The sequence below is a fragment of the Alkalihalobacillus sp. FSL W8-0930 genome (genome assembly GCA_037965595.1).
In the GTDB taxonomy this organism is placed as follows: Bacteria; Bacillota; Bacilli; order Bacillales; family Bacillaceae_D; genus Alkalicoccobacillus.
Map to the genome: position 1 here is coordinate 712,576 of CP150183.1, position 26,539 is coordinate 739,114.

Consider the following 26,539-nt stretch of genomic DNA (forward strand, 5'->3'; position numbering starts at 1 on the left):
GGGCATTCTCAAACATTAACTATAGTTCCAATTGTTCTCCAGCGAATGCTTTTGCTTCAGCAGGTCCAGCTAAGAATTCAGGGATTTCTTTTAAAAACGCAGTGAAATGCTCGCTCGCGTTATGAATCTTCGTTGCTTCTTCGTCTTTCCATGTTTCGATCATGGAGTAGGTATGCTCTTCTTCTGTGCTTTTCATTAGCTCATATGAAATATTGCCTTCTTCTTTACGAGTTTCTGCTACGAGGTTGTGCATGAGCGCTAAGAAGCCTTCTTCTTTTTCTGGTTTAATTTGAAAACGTACGTGTGTAATAATCATGTTTGTTATCTCCATTCTACAATTTGATTGACATCTAGACGTGAAGAAGAGTAGCCTTCTTCGTTTGCTTTTCCGATAGACAGTAGCATTACCGGATAGTAGCGTTCTTTATCCATGTTAAATGCTTCGGCAATTTTGCCTTTTTCATATCCACCCATTGGATTTGTATCATACCCGTGTGCGCGGGCAACAAGCATGAGCTGCATGGAGATTAGGCTCGCATCAATGACGTTCATTTCTTTTAACTGATCATAGCTCATCCCAGCTAGTAGTCCAGCAACAGTTTTCATTTGACGGTCTTTCACTTCTTGAGGCATAAATCCTTTTTCAACAGCTGTTGTAAGGATGCCTTCAAGGTACTCTTGGCTTTGCATATCTGCAAAAACAGCAATGACTGCTGAAGATGTTTCCACTTGAGTTTTGTTGAATTTTGCAAGTGGAGTTAGAGTTTCTTTTCCTTCTGGTGTATCAATCACTACAAAACGCCAAGGCTGAAGATTCACAGAAGACGGAGCCTTTGAAGCTTCAGCGATGATTTCGCTTAATTCGTCTCGGCTAATTTTTACACTTTGGTCGTACGAACGGATGGAACGGCGACCTAGAACGATTTCATTAAAGTCATTTGACTTTGTTGGTTGCATGATTTATTTCTCCTTTTTTTCGATTGAATCAATATTTTCTTGGATCTGGCTTAATAGCTGATCTAGTGTGAGGCAGTCTTGTTCTGAAAGCCCCCGGAACAGTTGCTCTGTAAAATGAGTTCGTTCATCACAATAAGAGTGAACACGGCGCAGGCCTTCTTCTGTCATCTTAACAAAGGTGACACGGTTATCTTCTTCAGATTTACGCCTGGTGACCATGCCCTTTTCTTCAAGCTGCTTGAGGTGACGGGTGATTGCAGCATTGTCAATATTAACGCGCTGCTGTAGTTCTTTTTGGCTTAATTCGGTTGCTTCATAAATGGCATGAATAACTTCAAGACGAGACTGGCTAATCCCTGTACAACGCTCAAACTTTGGCATCAGTCGCTTATTAATTTCGTTAAATCGAAACAGTGCCCTGGCTTGAGTGGATTCATGATCCCGCAAAAGCGTTCACCTCCAAAATTGTTTGATGGGTCAATCATTGACGTATCAAATAATAATCGATAAACATAAAACTGTCAACTGAATTGATTTTGTATAAGATGAATTTCCTTCTTATGCCGTTTACTTTATAATAAACAGAACAAATTAAAGCTTGGAAGTGGTACGAATGAAGAAAACCATGGGAGCTCTAGTGCTTACGATGATGCTTGCTGGTTGTGGAGCAAATGCTGATTCCCCGCAGTCAGAAGAGATCCACGTGATGGCAGCGGCAAGTTTAACAGATGCACTTGAGGAAATGAAGCCTACATATGAAGAGGAACATCATGTAAAGCTTGTGATAAATTACGGATCTTCTGGAAAGCTCCGAGAACAAATTACACAAGGTGCTCCAGCAGATTTGTTTCTTTCTGCTTCAGCCACTGATATGAATCAATTAATGGAGAATGATGAAATCGAAGAGTCTTCTAATCTGCTGATGAACCGACTTGTCCTCATTGCTACTCCGGAGGTTACGGACTCATTACAAGACGTTCAAGATCTCTCAAATGAACAGCTAAAGAAGATCTCCATTGGACAACCTGAAAGCGTACCAGCAGGAAGATACTCAAAGCAAGCCCTAGAATCGCTCAGCCTGTGGGACGAGGTAGAAGACCGCTTGATTTACGGATCGGATGTCCGTCAGGTTCTTACTTATGTAGAAACAGGAAATGCAGATGCAGGCCTTGTGTATGAAACGAATGCACGAACATCATCAAGTGTAGAGCTTATTGACATCATACCTGAAGATACTCATGACCCTATTCACTACCCAATTGGTCTCTTAAAAGAAGCAGCGAATAAAGAGCCAGCCGTAGACTTTTATGATTACTTACAAACAGAAGAAGCACTGAATGTATTTGAATCGTATGGATTCAGAAGAGGAGAATAGGAATGGGAGAAGAGTTTTGGACCCCCATTATTGTCTCATTGAGAGTTGTCATGGTTGCCAGCATTCTCGCATTTCTTTTAGCCGTCCTTTTCGCTTGGTGGTTAAAGAAACGAACCTTTAAAGGAAAAATTATTGTAGAGACAATCCTTATGCTTCCGTTAGTTCTGCCACCAACTGTCATTGGATTTGGACTGCTTGTGATTTTTGGGAGGAGAAGCCCACTTGGTCAATGGTTTGAAGCCGCATTTAATCAGAGCATTGTCTTCTCCTATTTAGCGGCTGTTATAGCAGCTACTGTAGTGGCATTTCCGTTAATTTATCAAATGCTGATTAACGGGTTTGAGGCAGTTGAGGATGAGCTTGAGCAAGCGGCGAGACAGATGGGGGCGAGCGAATGGAAGGTATTTTATCATGTGACGCTTCCAATGACGTGGCGACAGGTTGTTTCGGCTTATATGCTGGGCTTTGCTCGAGCGCTTGGAGAGTTTGGGGCCACGTTAATGTTTGCCGGGAGTATTGCGGGAATCACACGAACCATCCCAACAAGCATTTACATTGCCGTGGAGTCTGGAAATGTACTGCTCGCCTACTATTGGGTCTTCTCCATTATTTTGTTTGCCTTTGTATTACTTGCTGTTGTTCAGAGATTTAAAAAGATCGATCCTCATTCAGTCTAGGTTATTCATTGATATTCAATGAATCAATGTTACAGTTAGGGAAGAGTTAAAAGTCTAATCATTTAGGAGTTTTATACATGCAGGGTTCAAATGAGAACTTCCAGGCTATAAAAGACGAGATCTTGAAGCAAAAGGATGAGCTAATCTCAATGCCACAGGGGCACTCAGTTGTTAGTGATAATACATTAACGATGCAACTATCTCCTTGGAGAAAACAACTGATTGAGGTTTATGCTAATTCAATTATGACCTCTCCAGATTCTTCGAGCCATGATATTGAAGAGTGGGGCAAAGAAGTATCAGGCTTACTTGTTCAGTTAAAGTTCCCTTTAGACGTCGGCTTGCATGAGATTTCTTTTTACCGAAACAGCATTGGTGAAATTGTGAGAGATGAAGCAATTCGTCAAGAACTAAGCATTAATGAGTTTTACTCCATTATCTCTGAATTTGATGCGGTTGTTGACCAAGCTGTGCAGATTGTTAGCCGGTCATATATGGAAGAATTTCATCGAACCATTGAAGTAGCAAAGTATGCGATTGATGAGCTCTCCGTACCTGTTGTTCAACTCACGAAGGATACCGGCGTTATTCCGCTTATTGGGGAGATTGATACAAACCGGGCACAATACCTTTTGTTAAACGCTTTGGATCAAGGCGCTGAATTAAAGCTTAGTCGAATCATTATTGATCTTTCCGGTGTCAGCGTAGTCGATACGATGGTGGCCGGGCAAATCTTTAAAGTGATGTCTTCATTAAAGTTAATTGGCATTGATTCGGTTCTGAGCGGGGTGCGCCCAGAGGTTGCACAAACGATGGTGAATCTCGGAATTAAGGTTGAAGGGAAAGTGTATTCAAGCTTACGTAAAGCCATTGAACATAAGAAGCTTGTAGATTAATAAGGAGGGCGGACACCGAATCAAGGTGCCCGCCTTTTTTTATAAGTAATCGAGTAGAGAACTTGCAATATAAAAATAAATAAATAAGCTAAGAATATCGCTAATGGCTGTGACACAAGGACCGGATGCAAAAGCCGGATCCATTTTAAGCTGATAGAGTAGTAAAGGAACAACGGCACCAAGTAAACATGTAATCGATAACGACAACGATATGGCCACTCCAACAATACCTCCAATGAGCCAGCTGCCACCGAAGTAAGGAAGCAGTGGAATGAGTAGCGAAATAAAGACTCCACATGCCAGACCTGTAAGAATTCCTGTACCAAGCTGTTTTTTTAATATCGTTATGATTGCTCTACGACTGAGAGTTTCTGAAGATAACCCTCTCACAACAAGGGCTAAGGACTGTGTCCCAATGTTACCGGCAGATCCCATGACTAAAGGGATAAAGATGGCTAGTAGTACGACAGATTCAAGTGCCTGTTCAAAGTGTTTGATAACACCGCCCGTCAACAAACCGATGATCATTAATAAGATTAACCAAGGCGTTCGTTTACCTGCCCCGGCTATGGGAGAGAGGGCGAGGTCCGTGCTTAATTCTTCTTGTGTTGGTTTGATGGATACGTCAATTGCTCTTTGCAATTCGTTTGTGGTGATAACGCCAACGATATGATTTCTTTCATTAAGGACAGGCATCGCATGTTCATTGGTGTCTCTGATCTGCTCTGTTATTTGATTCAAATCTTCATGCAGCCCTATAGATAAACAAGGTGAGTACATAATGTCTGAGATTAATAGATGATGATCTGAGGTGATAAGATCTTTAAACGACAGGGTACCTACTAATTTTTCGTCTTCGTTCACCACGTATAAATTTGACGATGTGGAAGGAGATTCTGTTGTCTTCAGTCGGTGTAGAACGTCCTCTACAGAGAGCGTATCTACATACGTTAAAAAGGTGGTGCTCATCATTGATTTGAGTGTCATTGCTTGCATGTTGTTTCCTCCTCTCGAGACTCGGAAACAGAAAAAAGGTACCTTCAACGAATGAAGATACCTTTAAAAAATAGCGGTTAGAGCATGCTTAATACGCATACGGGTACATCTAATCCAACATGATTGCAGACCTCATTCGTAGAGCTTTAGCACTGTGTGGCATAGGATAATACCAGCTACGTTAAAAACCACCTTATCTCGATGGTTCCTGTTGACCCGTTGGCGTCTTTCGATGTTTCCGGGCAGCAGCGTATCTCCAACACAGGAGCCTCACCTAACGATCCTTTATTCTGTTCGATGACTATCGTAAAACGTATTACATCATTTGTCAATCTTGCATTTATTTTAATTCGCTTTGCTTACTGCGACGAACAAGCAGTGCTAAGATCACAGCAGCACATGCAAAATAAAGGCCTGTAGAGAAGCTTAACTGTGAACCGTACGTCATAGCATCAATTGTATCTGCATCAGTAGGATTCGCAATATCAGCAAGGAAGTTTTGCTGTCCATTCTCCATAACAGCAATAAACAGAGCTGCACCAATGGCACCAGATACCTGCATTAGCGTATTAGCAATGGCCGTACCGTGTGGATAAAGCTTTGTCGGTAATTGATTCAAACCGTTTGTTTGTGCAGGCATCATAATCATTGCCACTGAGATCATTAAGAACGTGTGCTGAAGCACGATGATCCACACAGGAACACCTGGAGTGGTAAAACGGAATGTAAAAACAGAGATTGCTAAAAGGATCGTACCTGGAATTAGAATTGGGCGAGGCCCAAATTTATCAAATAGGCGTCCCATAATTGGTGACATCGCTCCGTTAATTAATCCACCAGGAAGCATAACAAGTCCGGCAGTTACAGCAGATAAGGCTAGAGCGCCCTGCATGTATAACGGCAAGACAAGCATCATTGCAAACATCGTCATCATCACAAGCATAACAAGGAGTAATCCCACTAAGAACATTGGATAGCGGAACACGCGAATATCAAGCATTGGCTTCTCTAGACGTAGCTGTCTCCAGCTGAATAAACCAAGTGATACAAACCCAACGATTAAACAAGTGAAGACAACAGGATCAGTGAAGCTAGCGTCACCTTTCCCGGCAGCGCTAAATCCATAAACAATTCCACCGAATCCAAGTGTTGATAGAATAAAAGAAAGAATATCTAGACTTGGCTTTGAAACCTCTGTCACATTCTTTAAGACTTTCATTCCGAAAAGAAGTGAGAAGATCGCAATTGGTATAACGATAAAGAACAACCAACGCCAAGACAAGCTCTCTACTATTAATCCTGATACAGTTGGACCAATGGCTGGTGCAAACATAATAACGAGACCAACCATACCCATGGCTGCACCGCGACGCTCGATCGGGATAACAGATAGGATGACGTTTGTAAGTAGCGGAATCATAATCGCAGTTGCGACCGCTTGAACGAGTCGTCCGACAAGTAAGATAGAGAACACTGGGCTAAATCCTGATATCACGGTCCCAAGTGTAAATAACGACATCGCTGTGATAAATAGCTGACGCGTTGTAAAACGCTGCATAAAATAGGCTGAGATCGGAATCAGTGTTCCGATGATCAGCATATAACCAGTGACTAACCACTGAACCGTACTATACGCAACATTAAAGTCCTCCGTAATGGCATTTAATGCGACGTTTAAAATCGTTTCATTTAAGATGGCAACAAATGCGCCTGAAAGCAATACAGCTAAAAGCGGTACGACCTTTATCTCAGGCATCTCTTTTTTTGCACTTACTTCTGTATGTCCTACGTCCACATACATTCCTCCCCATACATCAATTCATTTACGAAACGGTATCGTTTCCTAACGTATCGTACCACCAGAAGAAACGAAACGCAATCGTTTCGTTTTTTATTTTAAAAAAAGAAAATTACTGGTATGATGGAACCACAGGTAAGCTCATAAGGGGGAAATTTATCATGAGTGATTCCGTTAAGCCGCAACAGGATGAAGAAACGAAACGTGGTAGACCGATGGATTTATCCCGTAACGAGGTCATCGTTCAGACGACCTTAGAGCTTCTGGCAGAGGTTGGGTTTGATGCATTAACAATTGAAGCGATTGCACACCATGCAAAGGTAGGCAAAGCAACCATATATCGTAGGTGGGCATCAAAAGAGGAGCTTGTCATCCATGCCGTATCCTCTATCAGTCCATTTGAATCGATTATAGATGAAATCGACCAGACAAAAGAGCTACGGGAACAGTTAATTGACTTGCTATGCTTTTGCTTCCGAGAAGAGCATGAAGTCTATCAACAAGCCATGACAGCGATTGGTTCGGCAATGCCTCATAATAAAGAACTAGAGCAAGGGTTACACAACGATTTTTATCGTAAGTTAAGAGCCGCACTATGGAAAATGATTGAGCCTTATCTAAAAGAAAACCATAACTTGCACTCTGATAAGCTAGATTTGCTAGCTGATGTCGGTCCCGCTCTCATCGTCTATCGGTTGTTTCTCGTGCGAAAACCGTATGACCGATCCTACATCGAAAACATTGCTGATCATTTAATGATGCCAATGATCGAACCAAATTTAAAAACAAATAAATAACCCTCAACTCATGGTTGAGGGTTTCTTGTGGTTTAGCTTAGACTTTGTCTAGCACATATGCTGGCTTCTTTCGATAATACTTTTCCCCGTCATTTGAGGAATGCTCAAACAATCCTTCAAACATCTGAACCACTTTATACTCGCGCTCCGGATGAGAAAATACATCACTTTCATTTGAAGAGAGAATCACCACATCCGATGTTGAAAGAAACTGATCAATGTCTGCAGCCTTATAGTGATTGCCTACCTCTAACTCTTTCACCTTGTTCATGTGTAAAACCTCCTAGTCATTCATGTCCTATATGTATGCCATTACCGGTACAGGAGATTTTAAAACATCATGATTCATTTGGAAGGTTGTCGATCCAAGCCTTTAGTTTTTTCAAAGGGAAATAGATTTGACCGTTAACTTTTATGTGAGGAACTGACGGATAATCCTTTACAAGAGACGTTGCATCCTCCTTTGAAAGGCCTGTGTAATCGTGGATTTTGCTTTCTTTAACGAGTTTGGGTGTACCCCAGATTTCATCATCTAAAAAATCACTATAGTTCTCACTTTTTGGTTTGCATTGTTTAAAATGTTTCAATCCATCTCCAATAAAATAAGCAAATCCAACGGCTCCAATTGCAAACCAGATATCCATACTACCACGCCTTTTCAATATTTGTATGCGTTCACTATACCATAATTACCCAATAAGGAGTAGAATAAATTAGCAGAGGGAGGCATCAAGATGAATGTCCATAAAATAACCGAAAAACAACGTCACAACGTTGAACAGTTTTTTATCTCGAATTGGGGTTCTTGCGAAATGGTTACCTCAAGTGGAGTGTATGATTGCAAGGAGTTAGATGGGTTCATTGTATGCAATGATAAAGATGAGATTAGAGGTCTTATTACATATACAGAGATAGATAGAGTGTGCGAAGTGATCTCTTTAGACAGCTTAGATGAAGGGAAAGGAATTGGCTCAGCTTTACTTGAAGCAGTTGAGTTTGAAGTGAAGCGAACCTGTAATGAAATAAAACTCATTACAACAAACGATAATATGAAGGCGCTGGGGTTCTATCAAAAGAGAGGGTATCGCTTGGCACGTGTTATGAAGGACGCAGTGACTGAAGCGAGAAAACAAAAACCGGAGATTCCTCTTATTGGGGAGAACGGAATTCCGTTGTTTGATGAGCTTGAGCTTGTGAAGGAGCTTATCTATATTTCGTTGTTAACCGAACAAGACGGACCGGCGCTCTATCAATTTGAACTTGAGAACCGTGAGTATTTTGAAAAGATGGTTCCTGGGCGTGGGGATGACTATTATCAATATGAGAATTTCTGCGAGAGTCACCGTGGGTTGTTGAAGGAGCAGGACGAAAAGCGTTCTTATTTTTATTTAGTGAAAGATGAGACGGGAGAGATTGTAGGTAGGATAAACATTGTGGATATTAATGTGGAGGGTGTAGGGGCTGTTGGTTATCGCATGGCACGTAGCGTTGCGGGCCAGGGCCTTGCCACAATAGCGCTGAAGCTGTTAATTGATGAGGCGAAGTTATTACCGAATGTGCGGATACTTGAAGCGAAAACAACATCAAATCATTTTGCCTCACATAAGGTGCTAGAACGGAATGGGTTTATTCAAGGAAGCGTGAGCGAGGAGACATACGTGAATGCGGCAGGTGAGGAGTGGCCGTTTGTTGAGTATAGAAGGGAGTTGACATGGTGAGTAGAGCTTTGCTTGTGATTGATGTGCAGAAAGCATTTGAAGACAAAGAGTGGGGAGAGCGTAATCATCCTGAAGCAGAGGAGAATATCGCTCAGATTCTTGAGCGTTTCCGAAGAAAAGGGGAATATTCAACACGTATCCACTAATTCGAATTCTCGCTTTTTTATAGAGAAAGAAGGAGTCGAATTCAAAGAAGTGGCTACGCCTCTGGCTCACGAGGCAGTCATTCAAAAAAAGGTGAACAGTGCATTTATCGGGACAGGATTAGAAGAACGTTTAAAAGAACTGAACATTGAGCAAGTAGTGATCGTTGGCTTAACTACTCCGCACTGTGTCTCAACAACAACAAGAATGAGCGGGAATCTAGGATTTGATACAACGCTCATAGCAGATGCAACAGCTGCGTTTGAGCTAACGGATCACAAGGGGATTACGTATAATGCCGATCTAGTGCACAACCTGACACTAGCAACCTTGCATGAGGAGTTCGCTAGAGTGATAAGTATGAAGGATTGGTTGCGCGAGCAGGGGGAGTAAGTAGGGGTGGAGAGGTAGTAAGTAAGAGGATTGAGGTAAATACATCGACTCTGCGGCGAATACATCGGTCCAGCGTAAAATACATCGAGAATAGAACAAATACATCGGTTCAGCAGAAAATACAGCGAGAAAAAGACGAATACATCGGCTCAGCGGAGAATACAGCGAGAAAAGAGCGAATACAACGGTTCAGTAGAAAATACAGCGAGAAAAGAGCGAATACAACGGTTCAGTAGAAAATACATCGAGAAAAAGACGAATACATCGGCTCAGCGGAAAATACAGCGAGAAAAAAGCGAATACAACGGCTCAGCGGAGAATACAGCGAGAAAAGAGCGAATACATCGGTTCAGCGGAAAATACAGCGAGAAAAGAGCGAATACAACGGTTCAGTAGAAAATACAGCGAGAAAAGAGCGAATACAACGGTTCAGCGGAAAATACATCGAGAAACAGATGAATACAACGGCTCAGCGGAAAATACATCGTGAAAAGAGCAAATACAACGGCTCAACCTTCAATTACATCGCAACATCTCTACACAAAAAAATGAGCGCCACCCTGTCAAGGTGGCGCTCCCCACTCCCATTCAACTCTTCATCGACAACACCGCACGAAACTCCTCTGTCAGCAACGGCACCACCTCAAACAGATCCCCAACAATTCCGTAATCCGCAATTTTAAAGATTGGTGCTTCTGGATCTTTGTTAATTGCAATGATCAAACGGGATTGACTCATGCCGGCTACGTGCTGGATGGCGCCACTGATTCCGCAGGCGATATAGACTTCGGGCGTCACGACTTTACCGGTTTGACCGATTTGCAGCGCGTAATCGCAGTAGTCGGCATCGCAGGCGCCACGCGAGGCACCGACCGCGCCTCCGAGTACTTCGGCGAGCTCTTCTAGTGGCTTGAAACCGTCACTGCTTTTAACTCCGCGGCCACCGGCAATGACGACTTTTGCTTCAGCAAGGTCGATGGTGCCGGTTGACTTCTGGACAACATGTTTAATCACGGTGCGGAGTGTGCTAGGCGGGGTATATTTAACCTCCACGATCTCGCTCTCTACATCCGATTCACCAGCTGCCGGGATATTATTTGGGCGAATCGTCAGTACCCAAGGGGTGCTGCGGAAGGTTTTTTGTTCAAAGGCTTTTCCAGCGTAGATCGGTCTTGTAAAACTGACTTGATCTCCTGATTGTTCAATCGCGATGACGTCAGAAATTTGTCCCGCATCCAGCTTCGCAGCAATGAGGGGAGCGACGTCCCGGCCAACGGTTGTATGACCAAACACAACACCGTCTGCACCTGATTTCTCAATGAGCTCCATAAGAACGGCTGCATACACTTCCGGATTATAATGCTTACAGTCTTCATGGTCTAAGGTATAAATGGTAGCCGCACCACTATTTTTTAGTTGCTCCGTCACTTCTTGTAGCTCGTGTCCTACAACTGCTAGGTGAACGGAAATCTCTCCGGCAGTAGCTAAACGAGCTGCTTCGATTGCTTCATACGTCACTTGTTTAAGGTTGCCATTCTGATGTTCTGCGAGTACCAGCACTTGGTTTGTCATATGATCTCCTCCTTAAAAAAGATTGGTTTTGCTTTTTAACTGAGAGACTAATTCCTTCACTTGTTCGCTTGGCTCACCGGTGAGCTTTTGCCCAGCCTGTCGCTTTTCAGGTAACGAGAGATCAAGTCGTGTGGTCTTTGAAACGAGTGCATCTTCTGAGATAGATAGATCATCTAGATTAAGTGTGGTGAATGGCTTTTTCTTTGCTTTCATAATGCCTGGCAAGCTAGGGTAACGCGGTTCGTTGAGTCCTTGTTGAGCAGTAAGCAAGGCAGGCAAGGAGACTTCAATTTCTTCTGTATCTCCCTCGGCATCACGCTTCACCATAGCCGTCCCCGCATCAACAGTTAACTCTGTAATGGAGCCAACATGTGGAATGTTCAGGAGCTTCGCTAAACGAATTCCTACTTGACCAGCCCCGTTATCCACGGAAAAATATCCACCTAAAATGACGTCATAGGCTTGATCACCTAAGTAGGCAGCAAGCACCTTTGATACAGAGGCTTCGTCTGTGCCAATGCGGTCATCATGGATGAGGATCGCTTCATCTGCTCCCATCGCAAGTGCTGTTCTCAGAGCCTCGGCACTACGCTCCGGACCAACTGAAATGACGTAAACGCTTCCATTTGTTTGATCTCGAAGCTGAATCGCTTCCTCCACTGCGTATTCATCGTAGGGGTTGATGACAAACTGGACACCATCCTCTGAGATGGTGCCTTTTTCAATTGTGATCGTTTCTTCTGTATCAAAGGTTTGTTTTAACAGAACATAAATATTCATCAATCATTCTCCTTTCAAAATAAAAGATTTATGAGTGTGCCTGTAATCCTTTTAGAAAAAACTCAACCGTTTTGTCTACCTGATCTGAGAGAGAGAACTTTTGTCCTGAGATGAGCCAGGTAGTGACAACTTCATCCATCGCTCCAAAAAGCAGGAGGCGTGTTAATTTTGTATCAAGATCTTTTCGGAATGACCCTGATTCAATGCCCTGCTTGATCACACTTTCTAGAAGCTGGATATAAGGCTTTACCACTTGCCCAATGGCTACTCGCATGTCCATATTGCTTTGTCTTAGCTCGATTTGAGTGACGTAGGCAAAATCAACATCTGCTTCAAGTTCTGTGTAGTGAATGCGACAGATTGTGCGAATGGCGTCCTCTGCATTTGTTATATGCTCGAGGCTCGTTTGAAATTTCTCGACAAGCTCGCCAAGCTTTTCGCGAAATAAAGAAATTAAGATGTCTTCTTTGTTTTTAAAATAAAGATAGATCGTTCCATCGGCAACGCCTGCTTCTTTTGCAATCTTTGAAACTTGTGACTTATGATAGCCATTTTCCGCAAAAACGGTAATCGCAGCTTCAAGAATCTGGTGATATTTTTCTTTTTTTCTACTTGTCATCGTTCCACCTCGGTGTTAAGCTTCATGTAATAGTGAATGAATACTCATTCATTTTTAATCATCTTAGTCGAATTTCAACCTTCTGTCAACGAGTGAACACGCGATTTTTGTAGTCTTTTTGTAGAGGGGAGGTAATATCTTGGTGGTAAGGCAGCTAGTCGTATGGAACATCCATGAGAGGACTGATTCAGAATGCTTGCGTGGATCCAATTTTTATCATTTCTTATTGTAAACGGTTTCAGTTTGTATATCTTTTTAATGATTATGTACAACCGATATCTCAATGTGAAAATGGGTCAACCAAAAAAGCTAGATCAAGAATTAGGTACGCGGTTGAAAATCTTTTTTGTGCAAGTGTTTGGTCAGACAAAGCTAATGAAAGACCCTAAAAGCGGAATTATGCATCTTGTCGTCTTTTACGGGTTTATCATCCTTCAGTTTGGCGCTCTGGATATCATAGTCAAAGGTTTTGGGTTTGAAGGATTGCCAATCCCAGGGTACGACGTCTTTGTTTTGACTCAAGAAATAACAGTATTTCTCATTCTGCTTGCGATTGGGTATGCAGCGTACCGTCGCTATGGTGAAAAACTGCCAAGGCTGAAAAAAGGCTGGAAGCCGAGTATTGTGATTTTCTTAATTGTTTCGTTAATGATCTCGGTTCTTGGAACGCTTGCTTTTGAACGAGTGTTTCATAGCTTAGAAGCTTCCTGGTTTGCACCAATCACATCATTCATCGCCGCACCATTCCAAGGGCTTGGAACGACGGTGGGGGCCATTGGATTCTACGCATTCTGGTGGATTCACTTACTTATTCTCTTAAGCTTTCTCATCTATGTTCCACAATCCAAGCACTTTCACTTAATTGTTGCGCCAATCAATATTTTCTTAGGGCGAACAGATTCGGTTGGCAGGCTAGAAAAGCTGGACCTGGAAGATGAGGATGCTGAATCGTTTGGGGTTGGAAAGATCGAGGATTTTACCCAAAAGCAAATGCTTGATTATTATGCCTGTGTTGAATGTGGGCGTTGTACGAATGTTTGTCCAGCATCAAATACAGGGAAGCTCTTGTCTCCAATGCATCTGATTGTGAAGCTTCGTGATCATTTGACGGAAAAAGGGGCAGTGACTCGAAAAACGCCTTGGACTCCCGCATTTGCTTTTCCGCAGCCTGCAACACATGGTGTTCAAGCAAGCAGCGCACAAGGTTATGACTGGAGCGGTGGGCCAACGACATCCATTGAACCTACGCTCGCAATGCAAAAACAAATGTGGGCTACAACGGATAAGCCAGTCGATGAGCTGAACTTAATTGGAGATGTAATGACTGAAGAAGAGATCTGGGCATGCACGACATGTCGCAATTGTGAGGATCAATGCCCAGTTGGGAACGAGCATGTCGATAAAGTTATTGATCTGAGACGCCATCTTGTCTTAATGGAAGGTAGTGTACCAACAGACGGTCAGCGAGCCATGCAAAACATCGAGAGACAAAGCAATCCATGGGGGATTAATCGAAACAGTCGAGCGGATTGGAAGGAAGAAGAGGATGTAAGTCATGTGCCTACGGTGAAGGAGAATCCCGATTTCGAGATTCTGTATTTTGTGGGGTCGATGGGGTCCTATGATAACCGCAGCATGAAAATCTCTAAGTCCTTCACAAGGTTGTTAAACAAAGCAGGCGTAAACTTTGCCATTCTAGGTAATGAAGAAAAGAATTCAGGGGACACGCCAAGACGAATGGGGAATGAACTGCTTTTCCAGGAGCTCTGTATGGAGAACATCTCAATCTTTGAAAAATACAATGTCAAAAAAATCGTGACAGCCTGTCCGCATACATTTAATACATTTAAAAATGAATATCCGGACTTTGGGCTTAAAGATGTTGAAGTCTTGCATCATACGGAGCTTCTAGATCAGCTTGTCAAAGAAAAAAGGCTCGTGCCCACATATGAAATGAACGAACGAATTACGTATCATGATTCCTGTTATCTTGGACGTTACAACAATGTCTATGATCAGCCGAGGGACATTCTTAGGGCTATACCAGGCGTTGAATTAGTTGAAATGACGAGAAGTCGTGAAAATGGGATGTGCTGCGGCGCTGGAGGTGGAATGATGTGGATGGAAGAGGACGCAGGCAAGAGAGTCAACATTGCTCGCACAGAGCAGGCGCTGGAAGTGAATCCGAGTGTAATCAGCAGCGCGTGTCCATTCTGTCTTACTATGCTAGCAGATGGAACAAAATCAACCGAAGTCGAAACAGTAAAAACCAAGGATATTGCCGAGATTCTCGATCTTGCGGTGTTTGGTGAAACGCCAAATCATATTGAATAGGAGGCGACATACATGCACGATCAAATCAAAAAAGCAGCTGTTATTGGTTCTGGTGTGATGGGCGCAAGCATTGCGGCACATCTTGCAAATGCAGGCATCCCAACGCTTTTGATGGATATCGTTCCAAAAGACGCCGACCAAGAAAACCGGAATCAATTAGCCATCTCTGCGATTAAAAAGCTCAAAAAGCAAAACCCCGCTCCCTTTTTTGATCAGCATTCAGCCAGACTCATTACGCCTTTAAATCTTGAGGACGATCTAAACCGCATTAAAGAAGTTGATTGGGTGATTGAGGTTGTTGTTGAAAACCTGGAAATCAAGCAGCAGCTTTATCAACGAATAAGCGAGGTTTGGGAGATCGGCACCATTGTTAGTTCGAATACGTCAGGGATCTCCATTAACGAGATGGTTTCAGAATGTAGCGAGGAGTTTCAAGAGCATTTTCTCGGAACGCATTTTTTTAATCCGCCACGGTATATGAAGCTACTTGAGGTAATACCGGGCAAATATACGAAGCCGGAAATCTTGGATCAGATGACCCGCTTCTCTGAAAAAACATTAGGAAAAAAAGTTGTGCGTTGTAAGGATACGCCTAACTTTATTGCAAACCGAATTGGAACGCATGGGATGCTGATCACGCTACAAGAAATGATTAAAAATGGCTACACCATTGAAGAAGTTGATGCGGTGACTGGGCCTGCAATGGGCAGACCGAAAAGTGCCACATTCCGCACGCTTGATTTAGTGGGGATTGATACTTTCTATTTTGTTTCAAACAATGTCTATGCAAAACTTGAAGACCCTGAGGAAAAAGAGATTTTTAACGTGCCACAGCTTCTTCATGACATGGTGGAAAAAGGCTGGATTGGGGAAAAGGCAGGTCAAGGCTTCTACAAAAAAATGAAAACGGAGAAGGGGAAACAAATTCTTTCTCTGAACCTGAAAACGTACGATTATGAGCCATTAGCGAAACCAAAGGGTGCGTCCCTAGAAACCGCAAAGCTTGCAAAAGGCACACCCAAAAAACTAAAAGCCCTGCTAACGGGTGGAGACCGATTTTCCGAGCTTGCCTGGAACGTAACGAAACAGATGCTGATCTATTCTGCGGAAAAAGTAGGTGAAATTGCTGACTCCATTGTAGAAATTGATGAAGCAATGAAATGGGGCTTTAACTGGGAGCTTGGTCCATTTGAAACATGGGATGCTATTGGTCTTGAAAAATCGGTTAAGCGGATGGAAGCAGAGGGATTATCTGTCCCTGCTTGGGTAACGGATTGGATTGCAGATGGTCACACGTCATTTTATGAGCAAAAAGAAGGAGATCGTTTCTATATCTCAAGTGGTGAGTACAAGAAGCTAGAAACCGCACCTGAAGAAATTAGTCTTGCGCGCCTTAAAGCTCAGAACAAGGTTGTGCGCTCAAACAGTGGAGCAAGTCTAATTGATATTGGAGACGGCATTGCCTGTTTGGAGTTTCATTCGCCAAACAATGCGATAGGTGCAGACATTCTAACGATGATTCAGCAATCCACAGAAGAGGTGAAAAACCAGTTTGATGGACTTGTCATTGCCAATCAAGGCCGGAACTTCTGTGTTGGCGCCAATCTCATGATTCTACTTATGGAAGCACAGGACGAGGAGTGGGATGAGGTTGATCAAATCATTCGCATGTTCCAGAACACCATGTATAACTTAAAGCACTTTGAAAAACCAGTGATCGCAGCACCTCATCGGATGGCACTGGGCGGGGGCGTGGAGGTTTGCTTACCAGCAGACAAAGTCGTCGCTTCAGCAGAAACGTATTATGGACTTGTAGAAGTGGGCGTAGGTCTCATTCCAGCTGGAGGCGGATGTAAGGAGTATATGCTTCGCTTAAGTCCAGAGTCGGCTCCGAGTGATCGTGACATTCAAGCAGATGTGAATCGTGTTTTTGAGACGATTGCGACGGCTAAGGTTTCAACGAGTGCCGAACATGCAAAGAAACTAGGATACATGCGTGAGGCAGACGGATTTGTGATGAATGAAGGACATCTTATTTATGAAGCAAAACAAGCAGCACGAAAGCTTGCGAACGGATATCAACCTAAAGGCCGCGAGAAGATTCGAGTAACTGGTCGTGAGGGAAAAGCGATTATGAAGCTTGGAGCCAGACAAATGCAAATGGCAGGGTATGCAAGCGATCATGATGTGTTCATTGCAGGGAAGCTTGCCCATGTCTTAGCTGGTGGTGATGTGCCTAAAGGGACACTCGTGAGCGAGCAATACATGCTAGATTTGGAGCGCGAAGCCTTTCTCAGCCTGTGTGGCGAGCCGAAAACACAGCAGAGAATGCAGCACATGTTAAGCAAAGGAAAACCACTACGCAATTAGAGGAGAGGTGAATGATATGAGAGAAGCAGTGATTGTTTCAACAGCTAGAACGGCGTCTGGGCGAGCAAAAAAAGGAAGCTTAGCCGAAACAAGAGTGGAGGATTTGGGCAAAGCTGTGCTTGATGCTGTAATCGACCGGGCACCTGGGCTTAAAAAAGAGGATGTTGAGGATGTCATCTTGGGCTGCGCAATGCCTGAGGGAGAACAAGGTCTAAACGTTGCACGAATTATTTCCTTGTATGCGGGCTTTCCTGTTACGACTCCGGCACTCACAATTAATCGATTTTGTTCATCGGGCCTTCAATCCATTGCGTTTGCTGCAGAGCGAGTCATGCTAGGGCACGCGGAGGTTGTCATTGCTGGAGGAGTAGAAAGCATGAGTCACGTACCGATGACAGGCTTTCACTTTTCGCCTCATCCAACGATTGCCGAAGAGCTGCCTGAAGCTTACATGGGAATGGGCTTCACAGCTGAAGAAGTGGCGAGCCAGTTTAATGTATCGAGAGAAGATCAGGATGCATTTGCAGCCAAGAGTCATCAAAAAGCGTATGAAGCTCATGTAAATGGCTTCTTTAAGGATGAAATTATTGCTGTTCACACATCTAAAAGTGGTGTAACAGAGGATGGTAAACGGTGGGAAGAGTCCTATACCTTTGATCAGGACGAAGGCATTCGAGGTGACACAACAAGTGATATTCTGGCTTCCCTTAAGCCTGCTTTTAAACAAGGAGGGTCTGTCACAGCAGGGAACTCTTCGCAAATGAGTGATGGAGCGGCAGCCTGTGTTGTGATGAGTAAGGAGAAGGCAGAGTCTTTGGGTTTAACCCCTCTTGCGACATTTAAGTCATTTGCCGTAGCCGGTGTGGAGCCTGAAATTATGGGTGTTGGTCCAGTGAAGGCTATTCCAAAGGCCCTAGCTATGGCAGGCATCACTCAAGCGGATGTTGATTTATTTGAGATCAATGAGGCTTTTGCTTCTCAATGCTTGCACATCATTCGAGAGCTTAAACTTGATGAAGATAAAGTAAACGTGAACGGTGGAGCGATTGCCCTTGGTCATCCACTTGGCTGTACGGGAGCGAAGTTAACATCTACGTTGCACCATGAGTTAGGACGTCGTGGCGGCGGGTATGGTGTGGTCTCGATGTGCATCGGTGGAGGAATGGGAGCAGCGGGTGTATTTGAAATTCATGCAACATAATGTAATCAAAATCTAGGAGGGTGTCTGTGATGCTGAAATCAGTGACTGGCGGCGGATTTATCATTGAAGAAGTTGATTATCAAACGGTTGTAACCCCTGATCAATTAACAGATGAACAACGAATGATTGCTGATACGACAAAGGATTTTGTGGAGCGTGAGGTTCTTCCACACGATGAACAGCTAGAGGGTCTTGATTACAAACTAACTGTAGATTTAATTCGAAAGGCTGGCGATCTAGGTTTACTTGGCGCCGATGTTCCTGAGATGTACGACGGCATGGAGCTAGATAAGGTCAGTTCGACGCTTATTAATGAACGGTTATCCAAGGCTTCATCCTTTGCCCTATCCGTTGGAGCACATGTAGGAATCGGCACGCTCCCCATCGTATACTTTGGAACAGAAGAACAAAAGAAACGCTACCTGCCGGATTTAGCGGCTGGACGCAAGATTGCTGCTTATTGTTTAACAGAGCCATCATCTGGTTCGGACGCACAAGGGGCAAAGGCCAATGCGGTGTTATCAGAAGACGGCACGCATTACACTTTAAATGGTACAAAGCAGTTTATCACCAATGCAGCTTTCGCAGACATTTTTATTGTGTATGCCAAGGTCGATGGCGAGGCGTTCAGCACATTCATTGTAGAGCGCACGATGGACGGGGTGAGCATTGGACCCGAGGAAAAGAAAATGGGGATTAAGGGCTCATCTACGTGCCCGTTGATTCTAGAGGATGTAAAGGTACCATCTGACAATTTGTTATGGGAGGTGGGAAAAGGTCATTTAATTGCGTTTAACATTTTGAACATTGGCCGGTTTAAGTTAGCTGCTGGAAGTGTAGGCGCAGCAAAGGAAACGATTGAGCTATCTGCTGACTATGCAAACGAGCGGACCCAATTTGGTCGCCCAATTGCTTCATTTCCATTAGTCGCTAAAAAGCTCGCTGAGATGAATGTGAAGACCTATTTGCTTGAAAGTATGGTGTATCGTACAGCAGGGATAATGGATGAGGCGATGAAGGATATTGATTTCAGTAAACCTGATGCAGGTGTTGTCTCGGCAAAAGCGATCGCTGAATATGCCTTGGAGTGCTCGATTAACAAAGTATTTAGCTCAGAAGCGTTGGACTCGATTGCAGATGAAGGTGTTCAAATTCATGGAGGGTACGGTTATATTCAAGAATACAAAGTAGAGCGTATTTACCGTGACTCGCGTATCAATCGTATTTTTGAAGGGACAAACGAGATTAATCGCCTGTTAATTCCGGGTACCTTAATCAAACGTGCGATGAAGGGGCAGCTTCCGCTTATGGAAAAAGCTCAAGCTCTTCAATCCGAGCTGTTATCGATGGTCCCAGGTCAAACATTTGATCAAACGCTAGAGCAGGAAGCTCATTTGATCGAAATGGCTAAGAAAATGTTCTTATTAATAGGAGGTCAGGCGGTTCAAAAATACCAGCTTGAGCTTGAGCGTGAACAGGAGCTCCTTAGCAACCTGGCAGACATGATGATTCAGATCTACGTAGTGGAAAGTGCGTATGCCCGCACGAAGCAATTCATTGATCAAAGAGGAGAAGAAAAAGCAGCAACAGCCATTGCGATGACAGAAATTGCTGTCCATGAAGCATTCGATCAAATTGAGTTGCTTGCCAAAGAGTCTCTCGCTTCGATGGAGTCTGGTGACATGCTGCGTACACAAGCTTCGATTCTTAAGAAATTAGGACGCAGAACACCAATTAATGCCACAGCAAAAAAACGCCAAATCGCCGAAAAAGTCGCGTATGCAAAGAAGTATGTTGTGTAATGTTTGAGCAAAACACCAAAAAGGGGTGTTGATCATGCAGGACAGAATTTGGTTAACCCACTATCCAAAACAAGTTCAACCAACGTATGAGTATCCAAAGCAGCATTTGGCTCACTTTTTGCTCGATAGCGCCAGAAAGTATCCAGAGAGTGATGCGTTGTTTTTTCTCGGGAAAACGGTTAAGTATAAGGAATTATTAGATGCTACGTATCGGCTGGCCAATGGGTTACAGTCGCTCGGCGTAAAAAAGGGGGACCGGGTAGCGATTATGCTACCCAACTGTCCACAAGCAGTCATTGCCTACTATGGTTCCCTGCTCACCGGCGCCATCGTTGTCCAAACGAATCCGTTATATACGGAGAGGGAAATGGAGCATCAGTTAAATGATTCTGGCTCAACATTCCTAATTACGTTAGATATCTTAGGAAGGCGCGCAGGGAATGTGATAGGGAAAACAAGTGTGAAACACACGATCTTCACTTCGATCAAAGATTACCTGCCTTTTCCAAAGAACTTACTGTATCCGCTTACACTCAAGAAGGATGGCTTAACTATGAAAGTGGATTATTCAGACTCCAAACATTCATTTAAGGAGCTACTGGCCAAATCGACAAGCTCACCGGTTCTCGTTGAAGTGGACCCAGAGAAAGACTTAGCCTTACTTCAATACACCGGTGGTACAACGGGAGTATCAAAAGGAGTCATGTTAACCCACTACAATTTGATTGCCAATACTCATCAAACGAAGGCCTGGTCGTATCAAACAAAGGAAGGCGAGGAACGGTATCTAGCGGCTTTACCTTTTTTTCACGTATTCGGTATGACCGTGCTGATGAATCTGGCTATGCTACAAGCTGGGATGATTGTGCTCTTACCAAAATTTGATGCGGAAGCTACTTTAAAAGTGATCCAGAAGAAGAAGCCAACAGTTTTTCCAGGTGCGCCTACGATGTATATTGCCTTGCTTCATCATCCTTCGCTTCGTCAATATGATTTGTCTTCAATTAATATTTGCATTAGTGGGGCAGCGCCATTACCTGGTGAGGTACAGGAGCAATTTGAAGTCATTACAGGTGGGAAGCTGACGGAAGGGTACGGATTAACAGAGACGTCCCCTGTGACACATGCGAATAATATATGGGATAAACGGAAGCTTGGCTCAATTGGAATTCCATTTCCTGATACAGAGGCAAAAGTTGTCCAATCAGATACGGGTGAAGAAATGGATGTTGGTGAAATTGGAGAACTCATTGTAAAAGGTCCCCAGGTGATGAAAGGCTACTGGAATGCAGAGGAAGAAACGGCACGAACGCTCAAGGATGGCTGGCTTTATACAGGAGATATGGCTCAATATGATGAGGATGGTTTCTTCTATATCATGGATCGCAAGAAAGACATCATCATTGCAGGCGGATTTAATATTTATCCTCGAGAGGTTGAAGAGGTTTTGTTTGAGCATCCGGCCGTGATGGACGCTGTGGTAGCAGGTATTCCTGATGAATACCGTGGGGAGACGGTGAAGGCATTTCTCGTCTTAAAGGATGGTGCCAAGGTGGATGAAGAGGAGCTCGACCGGTTTTGCCGTGAGAGGCTCGCAGCCTTTAAGGTTCCGCGAAGCTACGAAGTACGGGAGTCTTTACCTAAGACGTTAATCGGAAAAACGTTGCGTCGTAAAGTAGTAGAAGAAGAGCAAAACAAGCAGCAAAACGCGTAAAGGGAAAGGAGTGGAGAGCCATGTCTCGCGCATCAGAAGCTTTTCTAGAAAAAGCCACATCACTTGCCGAGAAGACGTTTTGGGGATATGTGGGCTGTGAGATGATTGAACTTGGCGAGCAACGCGTCATTGTTGAACTCAACGTGGAGCCGCATCATTTAAATTTAATCGGGATTCTTCACGGGGGTGTTCATGCGACGATGCTTGATAGTGCGATGGGAATCCTCGTTATGGCGGCTCACTCAGATGCTAAGATGGTGACCACTAATTTAAATATTCATTATCTAGCCCAAGCAAAAGAAGAGAGGGTGCGTGTGGAAGCTGAGATTGTTCATGAATCAAGGTCAATGATGACAACGGAAGGAAAGCTACTAAATGAATCGGGCGAACTGTGTGCATTGGCTACGGCAACCTTCAGAAAAAGTTAAGGGATTAGGAGCACTGGGACATGGGTGCTCCTATTTTTTGATTCGAAGTAAAAGCTGGGCGACTAGAGCTAAAACAGGCAGTTCGATAAGTGGACCAATGACAAGGGCAAGAGCAATCACTGGTTGATCCGGAAAGGCCGTAATCGCAACAGCAAGCGCAACGGGAGAGTTGCGAGCAAGAGTAGTAAAGAGCAGACTTACCGTATCCTTTTGACTCATTTTCATCTGCCTCGCAACATATTGGGCAAGAATGGCATTTATTAAAAAGTAGAGGAGAATAGGGATAAATAAAAGGGATAAGACATCCAAGTTTGTCCACAAATACGTTCCTTGAGATGCAAACATCGCAACGATTGCTAAGCATAACCACAACAGCTGTGAAGAAGAGAAAAAAGGAACGATTCGTTTTTCAACGATCCCTTGTCGATGTTTAAACAGAAAACGAGTGAGCTGAGCTAATGTAAAAGGCAAGATAAAAACAAGCAGAACACTTTCAAGAATCGTTGAAAGGGAGATGGCTCCTTCTGTTCCTGCAAAAATCAACAAGTACATAGGCAATAACAAGACTTGTAGAATGAGGTTAACAGGTAGAACCGAAGCTGCCAGAGTCACATTCCCTTTGGCAATCGATGTAAAGATCAAATACCAATCTGTACATGGTGTAACCATTAGCATGATGAATCCAATCCACAGAGCAGGATGGTCTGATAAAAAAAGATAGCCCAATCCCCAGGCAAGGATTGGTGTCCAGATGAAGTTCATCCCCAAACTTGTCCCCAAAAAAGGAAGATGGCCAAAAGCCCTTTTTAATTCATGAAAAGGAATCGTTAAAAACAATCCATAAAGCATCAGAAGTAAAAAAGGAAGAATGAATGCCCCGGAATGTTGAGCGATAACAGATACCTGTCCAAAGCTCAGGCCGAGTATGATGGATACGATGATAAAAATAGTTTGGAACTTCTCCAATTTACTCAAGATGCTTGTCCTCCAACGCGTGATCTAGCTCTGTTAACCGAATGCGGTAAAATGCTTTTCTGAATTCCGATGGCGTCATGCCCTCGGTTTTTTTAAATAATCGCATGAAGTATTTTTCATCTTCAATCCCTATGGATAGGGAGATCTCTCGTATACTTTTCCTCGTACTTGAGAGAAGGTCTTTTGCTTTTGTTATTTTAACAAGATTAATATAACGTTGTAACGACATCCCAATCTTTGTTTTAAACTGTCTTGATAAATAATTAGGATTGTAATGAAAGTGCTCGGAAATTCCTTGGACTGATTGCTCTTTATCATCATTTACACGAATCCATTCGATGATATGTGCAAGTTCATGATCAAGTGGACGCTTCTTTTGCTTGTGAGAGTCAATCGTCTGATTAGACAACTCTATGAGTAACGATGTCATGAGGTAGCTTGAGGCAAGATATGCATGCGCTCCAGCTTGAGAAAGATCTAACAGTTGATTAAATAGAATGTTAAGCCGTTCAATACTCGGCGGTTTCGAGTAGGTAGGAATATAGATCGTTGGACTAAACGCCTGACTCGTAGGCTCTTGAATCATACTTGCCAGCTGCTCCTTCATATGCTCAATTGAACTGTAGCTAGCAAGATTATCATCTAAATAAAAGTGAAACCAGTAGTAGGAAAGAGGCGAAAGACTATGAGAAAACCCGATGTGCTGGATGCCTTTTTTTAATAGAAGCGTAGTTCCCTTTGTTAGCACATAAACTTGGTTTTCTTGTTGGATCTCAAGTGTCCCTTGAAGTCCAATTAAAAGGACATAGCTGTCGAGTGTTCGTGTTGGATGACGAAAGGGCTGAGAGGTTTCCACTCGTCCACATGACGCAAATTGAACAGGTTTCGTTGCTTGAATCGTTAAATAATGCGCAGTCATCAAATCTCCCCAATCACTTATTTCTTTGAGCGTATAAAAAATATGTGAAAAAGTCCACCTATTGTATATGATGTGCTACCGACAAGGAAGAAAAGATTTGGTAAAGTCTATTGTAAGCGATTACATAAAAGGAGGATGATTATGACAGTTCAATCAAAGCAGCAGGTTAAGCTTACCGATTCATTTTGGGGAAGGTATCAATCATTGGTACGGGAAAAGGTCATTCCCTATCAGTGGCAGGCACTAAACGATCAAATAGAGGGTGCTGCGCCGAGTCACGCGATAAAGAATTTCAGAATTGCAGCAGGCGAAGAAGAAGGAGAGTTTCATGGGTTTGTTTTTCAGGATAGTGATATTGCAAAGTGGATCGAAGCAGTTGCCTATTCTCTAGAGACGGAGCGTGATCTAGAGCTTGAGAAGACATGCGATGAAGTCATTGATTTGATTGGAAGAGCGCAACAGCCTGATGGCTATCTTAATACGTATTACACCGTAAAAGAACCAGGGAAACGCTGGACAAATTTGCGAGATAATCATGAATTGTATGTAGGGGGGCATTTCATCGAAGCGGCTGTTGCCTATTACGAGGCAACAGGTAAGAAGAAGCTACTGGATATCATGTGTCGTTTTGTCGATTACGTTGATACAGTTTTTGGCTATGGAGAAGACCAGATCCGTGGGTATGACGGCCACCAGGAAATGGAGCTCGCGTTAATTAAGTTATACCGTGTGACTGAAGAAACGAGGTATTTAAAGCTTGCGCAGTTCTTTATTGATATTCGCGGGGAACAGCCACATTACTTTAATCTTGAAGCCGAGAAGCGTGGAGACAAACCACATCGCTGGTTCCATGACAGCTACAGTTATTCACAGTCTCACCTACCCGTGCGAGAGCAGGAAACAGCGACGGGGCATGCGGTTCGTGCGGTCTACATGTACACGGCGATGGCTGATTTAGCAAATGAGCTAGATGATGACAGCCTGAAGAAAACGTGCAAAATGCTGTGGGAGAATGTCACACAAAAACAAATGTATCTCACAGCAGGTATTGGTTCAGCTGAATTTGGCGAAGCATTTAGTTTTGATTATGACCTGCCGAATGACCTCGCCTATACGGAAACATGTGCCTCGATTGGTCTCGTTTTTTGGGCGAAGAAGATGCTTGCACTTGAGCCTGATGGTGTGTACGGAGATGTCATTGAACGGGCTATCTATAACGGTACCATTAGTGGCATTCAACTTGATGGGACTAAATTCTTTTATGTTAATCCACTTGAGGTTTGGCCGAAGCAAGCAAATCATCGGCATGACTATAAGCATGTTAAAGCAGAACGACAGCCTTGGTTTGGATGCGCCTGCTGTCCACCAAACATTGCTCGCTTAATTGCATCAATCGGATCGTATGTGTATTCCGTTCGCGATCACATCGGATTTGTCCACCTGTACATCGGAAGCGAAACAACATTTACATTAAGTGGAACTAAGTTAGAGGTAGCTCAGAACTCAAATTTCCCGTGGAGTGGGGATGTTCATTTCACTGTGAATCCAGAACGAAGTGTTGAAGGAACACTTGCTTTCAGAGTACCGGGATGGGCCAGGTCCTTTTCAATTAAGGTAAATGGGGAAGAAGCGAATACTCAAGTGGATAAAGGATACGCGTATATCACTCGCTTGTGGAATCAAGGGGATGAGGTAGACCTCGACATCCCAATGGAAATTGAGCGTATGATGGCGCATCTTGATGCATTGGCAAACGCTGGAAAGGTTGCGCTGCAACGCGGTCCAGTGGTGTATTGTTTAGAGCAAGCGGACAACGGTGCGAACTTATCAAGTCTTGAGATTGATGGCGATGGGTTGATTGAAGAGCATTTTGAAGAAGAACTTTTGAATGGAATCATGGTTCTAAGTGGGAAGGCGAAGCGAACTGAGGTCGCGAGTGATGCGGGTCAGGCGCTATATATGAAGCGTTCGAAACTAAAGAAAAGTGAAACGACATTTACCGCGATTCCTTATTATGCGTGGGCGAACCGCGGTGAGGGTGAGATGATGGTTTGGGTTCGGAGTGGGGAGTAAT

Annotated in this window: 23 protein-coding genes, 3 pseudogenes and 1 riboswitch; of the genes and pseudogenes, 14 read left to right on the top strand and 12 right to left on the bottom strand. The window is 43.6% G+C overall.

Annotated features, from left to right (window positions below; genetic code table 11):
* Positions 1-19: 19 nt before the first annotated feature.
* The 3 genes from NSQ54_03845 to NSQ54_03855 are packed head-to-tail and all read right to left on the bottom strand — an operon-like array spanning position 20 to position 1,404.
* Positions 20-316: a putative quinol monooxygenase gene (locus NSQ54_03845; GenBank protein WYP27259.1), complete on the bottom strand. Its 297-nt coding sequence runs from the start codon at positions 314-316 to the stop codon at positions 20-22.
* 5 nt (positions 317-321) lie between these two features.
* Positions 322-957 carry a nitroreductase family protein gene (locus NSQ54_03850; GenBank protein ID WYP27260.1) on the bottom strand — a complete coding sequence of 212 codons (636 nt, stop codon included), beginning with the start codon at positions 955-957 and terminating at the stop codon, positions 322-324.
* Between the two features lie 3 nt (positions 958-960).
* Complete coding sequence (locus NSQ54_03855; protein ID WYP27261.1) at positions 961-1,404, bottom strand: MarR family transcriptional regulator; 444 nt, start codon at positions 1,402-1,404, stop codon at positions 961-963.
* Positions 1,405-1,570: 166 nt separating this feature from the next.
* Here NSQ54_03855 and modA point away from each other — a divergent pair, with 166 nt between their 5' ends.
* The 3 genes from modA (at position 1,571) to NSQ54_03870 (ending at position 3,905) form a co-directional block, all read left to right on the top strand.
* Complete coding sequence (gene modA, locus NSQ54_03860) at positions 1,571-2,332, top strand: molybdate ABC transporter substrate-binding protein (GenBank protein ID WYP27262.1); 762 nt, start codon at positions 1,571-1,573, stop codon at positions 2,330-2,332.
* A gap of 2 nt (positions 2,333-2,334) precedes the next feature.
* Positions 2,335-3,009, top strand: a complete 675-nt coding sequence (modB, locus tag NSQ54_03865; GenBank protein ID WYP27263.1) for a molybdate ABC transporter permease subunit — start codon at positions 2,335-2,337, stop codon at positions 3,007-3,009.
* Between the two features lie 77 nt (positions 3,010-3,086).
* Positions 3,087-3,905, top strand: a complete 819-nt coding sequence (locus tag NSQ54_03870; protein ID WYP27264.1) for an STAS domain-containing protein — start codon at positions 3,087-3,089, stop codon at positions 3,903-3,905.
* A 39-nt stretch (positions 3,906-3,944) separates the two neighbouring features.
* On the opposite strand, the gene NSQ54_03875 is transcribed toward NSQ54_03870, so the two are convergent.
* Complete coding sequence (locus NSQ54_03875) at positions 3,945-4,901, bottom strand: magnesium transporter (GenBank protein WYP27265.1); 957 nt, start codon at positions 4,899-4,901, stop codon at positions 3,945-3,947.
* Positions 4,902-5,023: 122 nt separating this feature from the next.
* A riboswitch (M-box (ykoK) riboswitch) is annotated at positions 5,024-5,190 on the bottom strand.
* A gap of 51 nt (positions 5,191-5,241) precedes the next feature.
* Positions 5,242-6,696, bottom strand: coding sequence for an MDR family MFS transporter (locus NSQ54_03880; GenBank protein WYP27266.1), 1,455 nt, complete (start codon positions 6,694-6,696; stop codon positions 5,242-5,244).
* 164 nt (positions 6,697-6,860) lie between these two features.
* On the opposite strand from NSQ54_03880, the gene NSQ54_03885 reads away from it, so the two are divergent.
* Positions 6,861-7,496, top strand: a complete 636-nt coding sequence (locus NSQ54_03885; GenBank protein ID WYP27267.1) for a helix-turn-helix domain-containing protein — start codon at positions 6,861-6,863, stop codon at positions 7,494-7,496.
* Positions 7,497-7,533: 37 nt separating this feature from the next.
* Here the strand turns inward: NSQ54_03885 and NSQ54_03890 are convergent, their stop codons facing one another.
* A complete protein-coding gene (locus NSQ54_03890; protein ID WYP27268.1) occupies positions 7,534-7,767 on the bottom strand; it encodes a hypothetical protein in 234 nt (77 codons plus the stop codon).
* 67 nt (positions 7,768-7,834) lie between these two features.
* On the bottom strand, positions 7,835-8,140 hold the full coding sequence (locus NSQ54_03895) for a DNA-binding protein (protein WYP27269.1): 306 nt from the start codon (positions 8,138-8,140) through the stop codon (positions 7,835-7,837).
* A gap of 90 nt (positions 8,141-8,230) precedes the next feature.
* Between NSQ54_03895 and NSQ54_03900 the strand changes: the two are divergent.
* From NSQ54_03900 to NSQ54_03910, 3 pseudogenes are all read left to right on the top strand, one after another.
* Positions 8,231-8,701, top strand: a pseudogene (locus NSQ54_03900) (GNAT family N-acetyltransferase).
* Positions 8,702-8,767: 66 nt separating this feature from the next.
* Positions 8,768-9,214, top strand: a pseudogene (locus tag NSQ54_03905) (GNAT family N-acetyltransferase).
* Positions 9,208-9,751 (top strand): annotated as a pseudogene (locus tag NSQ54_03910) (cysteine hydrolase family protein). The pseudogenes NSQ54_03905 and NSQ54_03910 overlap by 7 nt, the downstream one beginning before the upstream one ends.
* A 588-nt stretch (positions 9,752-10,339) precedes the next feature.
* On the opposite strand, the gene NSQ54_03915 reads toward NSQ54_03910, so the two are convergent.
* Genes NSQ54_03915 through NSQ54_03925 form a run of 3 tightly spaced genes read right to left on the bottom strand, consistent with a single transcriptional unit; the run spans position 10,340 to position 12,722 of the window.
* Positions 10,340-11,323, bottom strand: coding sequence for an electron transfer flavoprotein subunit alpha/FixB family protein (locus NSQ54_03915; protein ID WYP27270.1), 984 nt, complete (start codon positions 11,321-11,323; stop codon positions 10,340-10,342).
* Positions 11,324-11,335: 12 nt separating this feature from the next.
* Positions 11,336-12,103 (bottom strand): electron transfer flavoprotein subunit beta/FixA family protein, encoded by a 768-nt coding sequence (locus NSQ54_03920; protein ID WYP27271.1) that lies wholly within the window; start codon positions 12,101-12,103, stop codon positions 11,336-11,338.
* Positions 12,104-12,131: 28 nt separating this feature from the next.
* A complete protein-coding gene (locus tag NSQ54_03925; protein WYP27272.1) occupies positions 12,132-12,722 on the bottom strand; it encodes a TetR/AcrR family transcriptional regulator in 591 nt (196 codons plus the stop codon).
* A gap of 192 nt (positions 12,723-12,914) precedes the next feature.
* On the opposite strand from NSQ54_03925, the gene NSQ54_03930 reads away from it, so the two are divergent.
* The 6 genes from NSQ54_03930 to NSQ54_03955 are packed head-to-tail and all read left to right on the top strand — an operon-like array spanning position 12,915 to position 22,571.
* Positions 12,915-15,056: a heterodisulfide reductase-related iron-sulfur binding cluster gene (locus NSQ54_03930; protein WYP27273.1), complete on the top strand. Its 2,142-nt coding sequence runs from the start codon at positions 12,915-12,917 to the stop codon at positions 15,054-15,056.
* 12 nt (positions 15,057-15,068) lie between these two features.
* Positions 15,069-17,426, top strand: coding sequence for a 3-hydroxyacyl-CoA dehydrogenase NAD-binding domain-containing protein (locus NSQ54_03935; protein ID WYP27274.1), 2,358 nt, complete (start codon positions 15,069-15,071; stop codon positions 17,424-17,426).
* A gap of 16 nt (positions 17,427-17,442) precedes the next feature.
* Positions 17,443-18,627, top strand: coding sequence for an acetyl-CoA C-acyltransferase (locus tag NSQ54_03940; protein WYP27275.1), 1,185 nt, complete (start codon positions 17,443-17,445; stop codon positions 18,625-18,627).
* A 29-nt stretch (positions 18,628-18,656) separates the two neighbouring features.
* On the top strand, positions 18,657-20,429 hold the full coding sequence (locus tag NSQ54_03945; protein ID WYP27276.1) for an acyl-CoA dehydrogenase family protein: 1,773 nt from the start codon (positions 18,657-18,659) through the stop codon (positions 20,427-20,429).
* A 34-nt stretch (positions 20,430-20,463) separates the two neighbouring features.
* Positions 20,464-22,143 carry an AMP-binding protein gene (locus NSQ54_03950; GenBank protein ID WYP27277.1) on the top strand — a complete coding sequence of 560 codons (1,680 nt, stop codon included), beginning with the start codon at positions 20,464-20,466 and terminating at the stop codon, positions 22,141-22,143.
* A 20-nt stretch (positions 22,144-22,163) separates the two neighbouring features.
* Complete coding sequence (locus NSQ54_03955; GenBank protein WYP27278.1) at positions 22,164-22,571, top strand: PaaI family thioesterase; 408 nt, start codon at positions 22,164-22,166, stop codon at positions 22,569-22,571.
* 30 nt (positions 22,572-22,601) lie between these two features.
* On the opposite strand, the gene NSQ54_03960 is transcribed toward NSQ54_03955, so the two are convergent.
* Positions 22,602-23,546, bottom strand: coding sequence for a bile acid:sodium symporter (locus tag NSQ54_03960; GenBank protein ID WYP27279.1), 945 nt, complete (start codon positions 23,544-23,546; stop codon positions 22,602-22,604).
* Positions 23,539-24,465, bottom strand: a complete 927-nt coding sequence (locus NSQ54_03965) for an AraC family transcriptional regulator (GenBank protein ID WYP27280.1) — start codon at positions 24,463-24,465, stop codon at positions 23,539-23,541. Before NSQ54_03965 ends, NSQ54_03960 begins: the two co-directional genes overlap by 8 nt.
* Before the next feature lie 135 nt (positions 24,466-24,600).
* Between NSQ54_03965 and NSQ54_03970 the strand changes: the two genes are divergently transcribed.
* Positions 24,601-26,538 (top strand): beta-L-arabinofuranosidase domain-containing protein, encoded by a 1,938-nt coding sequence (locus NSQ54_03970; protein WYP27281.1) that lies wholly within the window; start codon positions 24,601-24,603, stop codon positions 26,536-26,538.
* Position 26,539: the final 1 nt, after the last annotated feature.

What these genes read in the sequence shown, in the direction of transcription:
- NSQ54_03950 (WYP27277.1), top strand. Translation starts at nt 20,464, where the DNA reads ATGCAGGACAGAATTTGGTTAACCCACTATCCAAAACAAGTTCAACCA.
- NSQ54_03965 (WYP27280.1), bottom strand. Translation starts at nt 24,465, where the DNA reads ATGACTGCGCATTATTTAACGATTCAAGCAACGAAACCTGTTCAATTT.
- NSQ54_03955 (WYP27278.1), top strand. Translation starts at nt 22,164, where the DNA reads ATGTCTCGCGCATCAGAAGCTTTTCTAGAAAAAGCCACATCACTTGCC.
- NSQ54_03915 (WYP27270.1), bottom strand. Translation starts at nt 11,323, where the DNA reads ATGACAAACCAAGTGCTGGTACTCGCAGAACATCAGAATGGCAACCTT.
- NSQ54_03895 (WYP27269.1), bottom strand. Translation starts at nt 8,140, where the DNA reads ATGGATATCTGGTTTGCAATTGGAGCCGTTGGATTTGCTTATTTTATT.
- NSQ54_03945 (WYP27276.1), top strand. Translation starts at nt 18,657, where the DNA reads ATGCTGAAATCAGTGACTGGCGGCGGATTTATCATTGAAGAAGTTGAT.
- NSQ54_03920 (WYP27271.1), bottom strand. Translation starts at nt 12,103, where the DNA reads ATGAATATTTATGTTCTGTTAAAACAAACCTTTGATACAGAAGAAACG.
- NSQ54_03970 (WYP27281.1), top strand. Translation starts at nt 24,601, where the DNA reads ATGATTATGACAGTTCAATCAAAGCAGCAGGTTAAGCTTACCGATTCA.
- NSQ54_03935 (WYP27274.1), top strand. Translation starts at nt 15,069, where the DNA reads ATGCACGATCAAATCAAAAAAGCAGCTGTTATTGGTTCTGGTGTGATG.
- NSQ54_03925 (WYP27272.1), bottom strand. Translation starts at nt 12,722, where the DNA reads ATGACAAGTAGAAAAAAAGAAAAATATCACCAGATTCTTGAAGCTGCG.
- NSQ54_03890 (WYP27268.1), bottom strand. Translation starts at nt 7,767, where the DNA reads ATGAACAAGGTGAAAGAGTTAGAGGTAGGCAATCACTATAAGGCTGCA.
- NSQ54_03870 (WYP27264.1), top strand. Translation starts at nt 3,087, where the DNA reads ATGCAGGGTTCAAATGAGAACTTCCAGGCTATAAAAGACGAGATCTTG.
- modA (WYP27262.1), top strand. Translation starts at nt 1,571, where the DNA reads ATGAAGAAAACCATGGGAGCTCTAGTGCTTACGATGATGCTTGCTGGT.
- NSQ54_03850 (WYP27260.1), bottom strand. Translation starts at nt 957, where the DNA reads ATGCAACCAACAAAGTCAAATGACTTTAATGAAATCGTTCTAGGTCGC.
- NSQ54_03885 (WYP27267.1), top strand. Translation starts at nt 6,861, where the DNA reads ATGAGTGATTCCGTTAAGCCGCAACAGGATGAAGAAACGAAACGTGGT.
- NSQ54_03940 (WYP27275.1), top strand. Translation starts at nt 17,443, where the DNA reads ATGAGAGAAGCAGTGATTGTTTCAACAGCTAGAACGGCGTCTGGGCGA.
- NSQ54_03930 (WYP27273.1), top strand. Translation starts at nt 12,915, where the DNA reads ATGCTTGCGTGGATCCAATTTTTATCATTTCTTATTGTAAACGGTTTC.
- NSQ54_03845 (WYP27259.1), bottom strand. Translation starts at nt 316, where the DNA reads ATGATTATTACACACGTACGTTTTCAAATTAAACCAGAAAAAGAAGAA.
- modB (WYP27263.1), top strand. Translation starts at nt 2,335, where the DNA reads ATGGGAGAAGAGTTTTGGACCCCCATTATTGTCTCATTGAGAGTTGTC.
- NSQ54_03875 (WYP27265.1), bottom strand. Translation starts at nt 4,901, where the DNA reads ATGCAAGCAATGACACTCAAATCAATGATGAGCACCACCTTTTTAACG.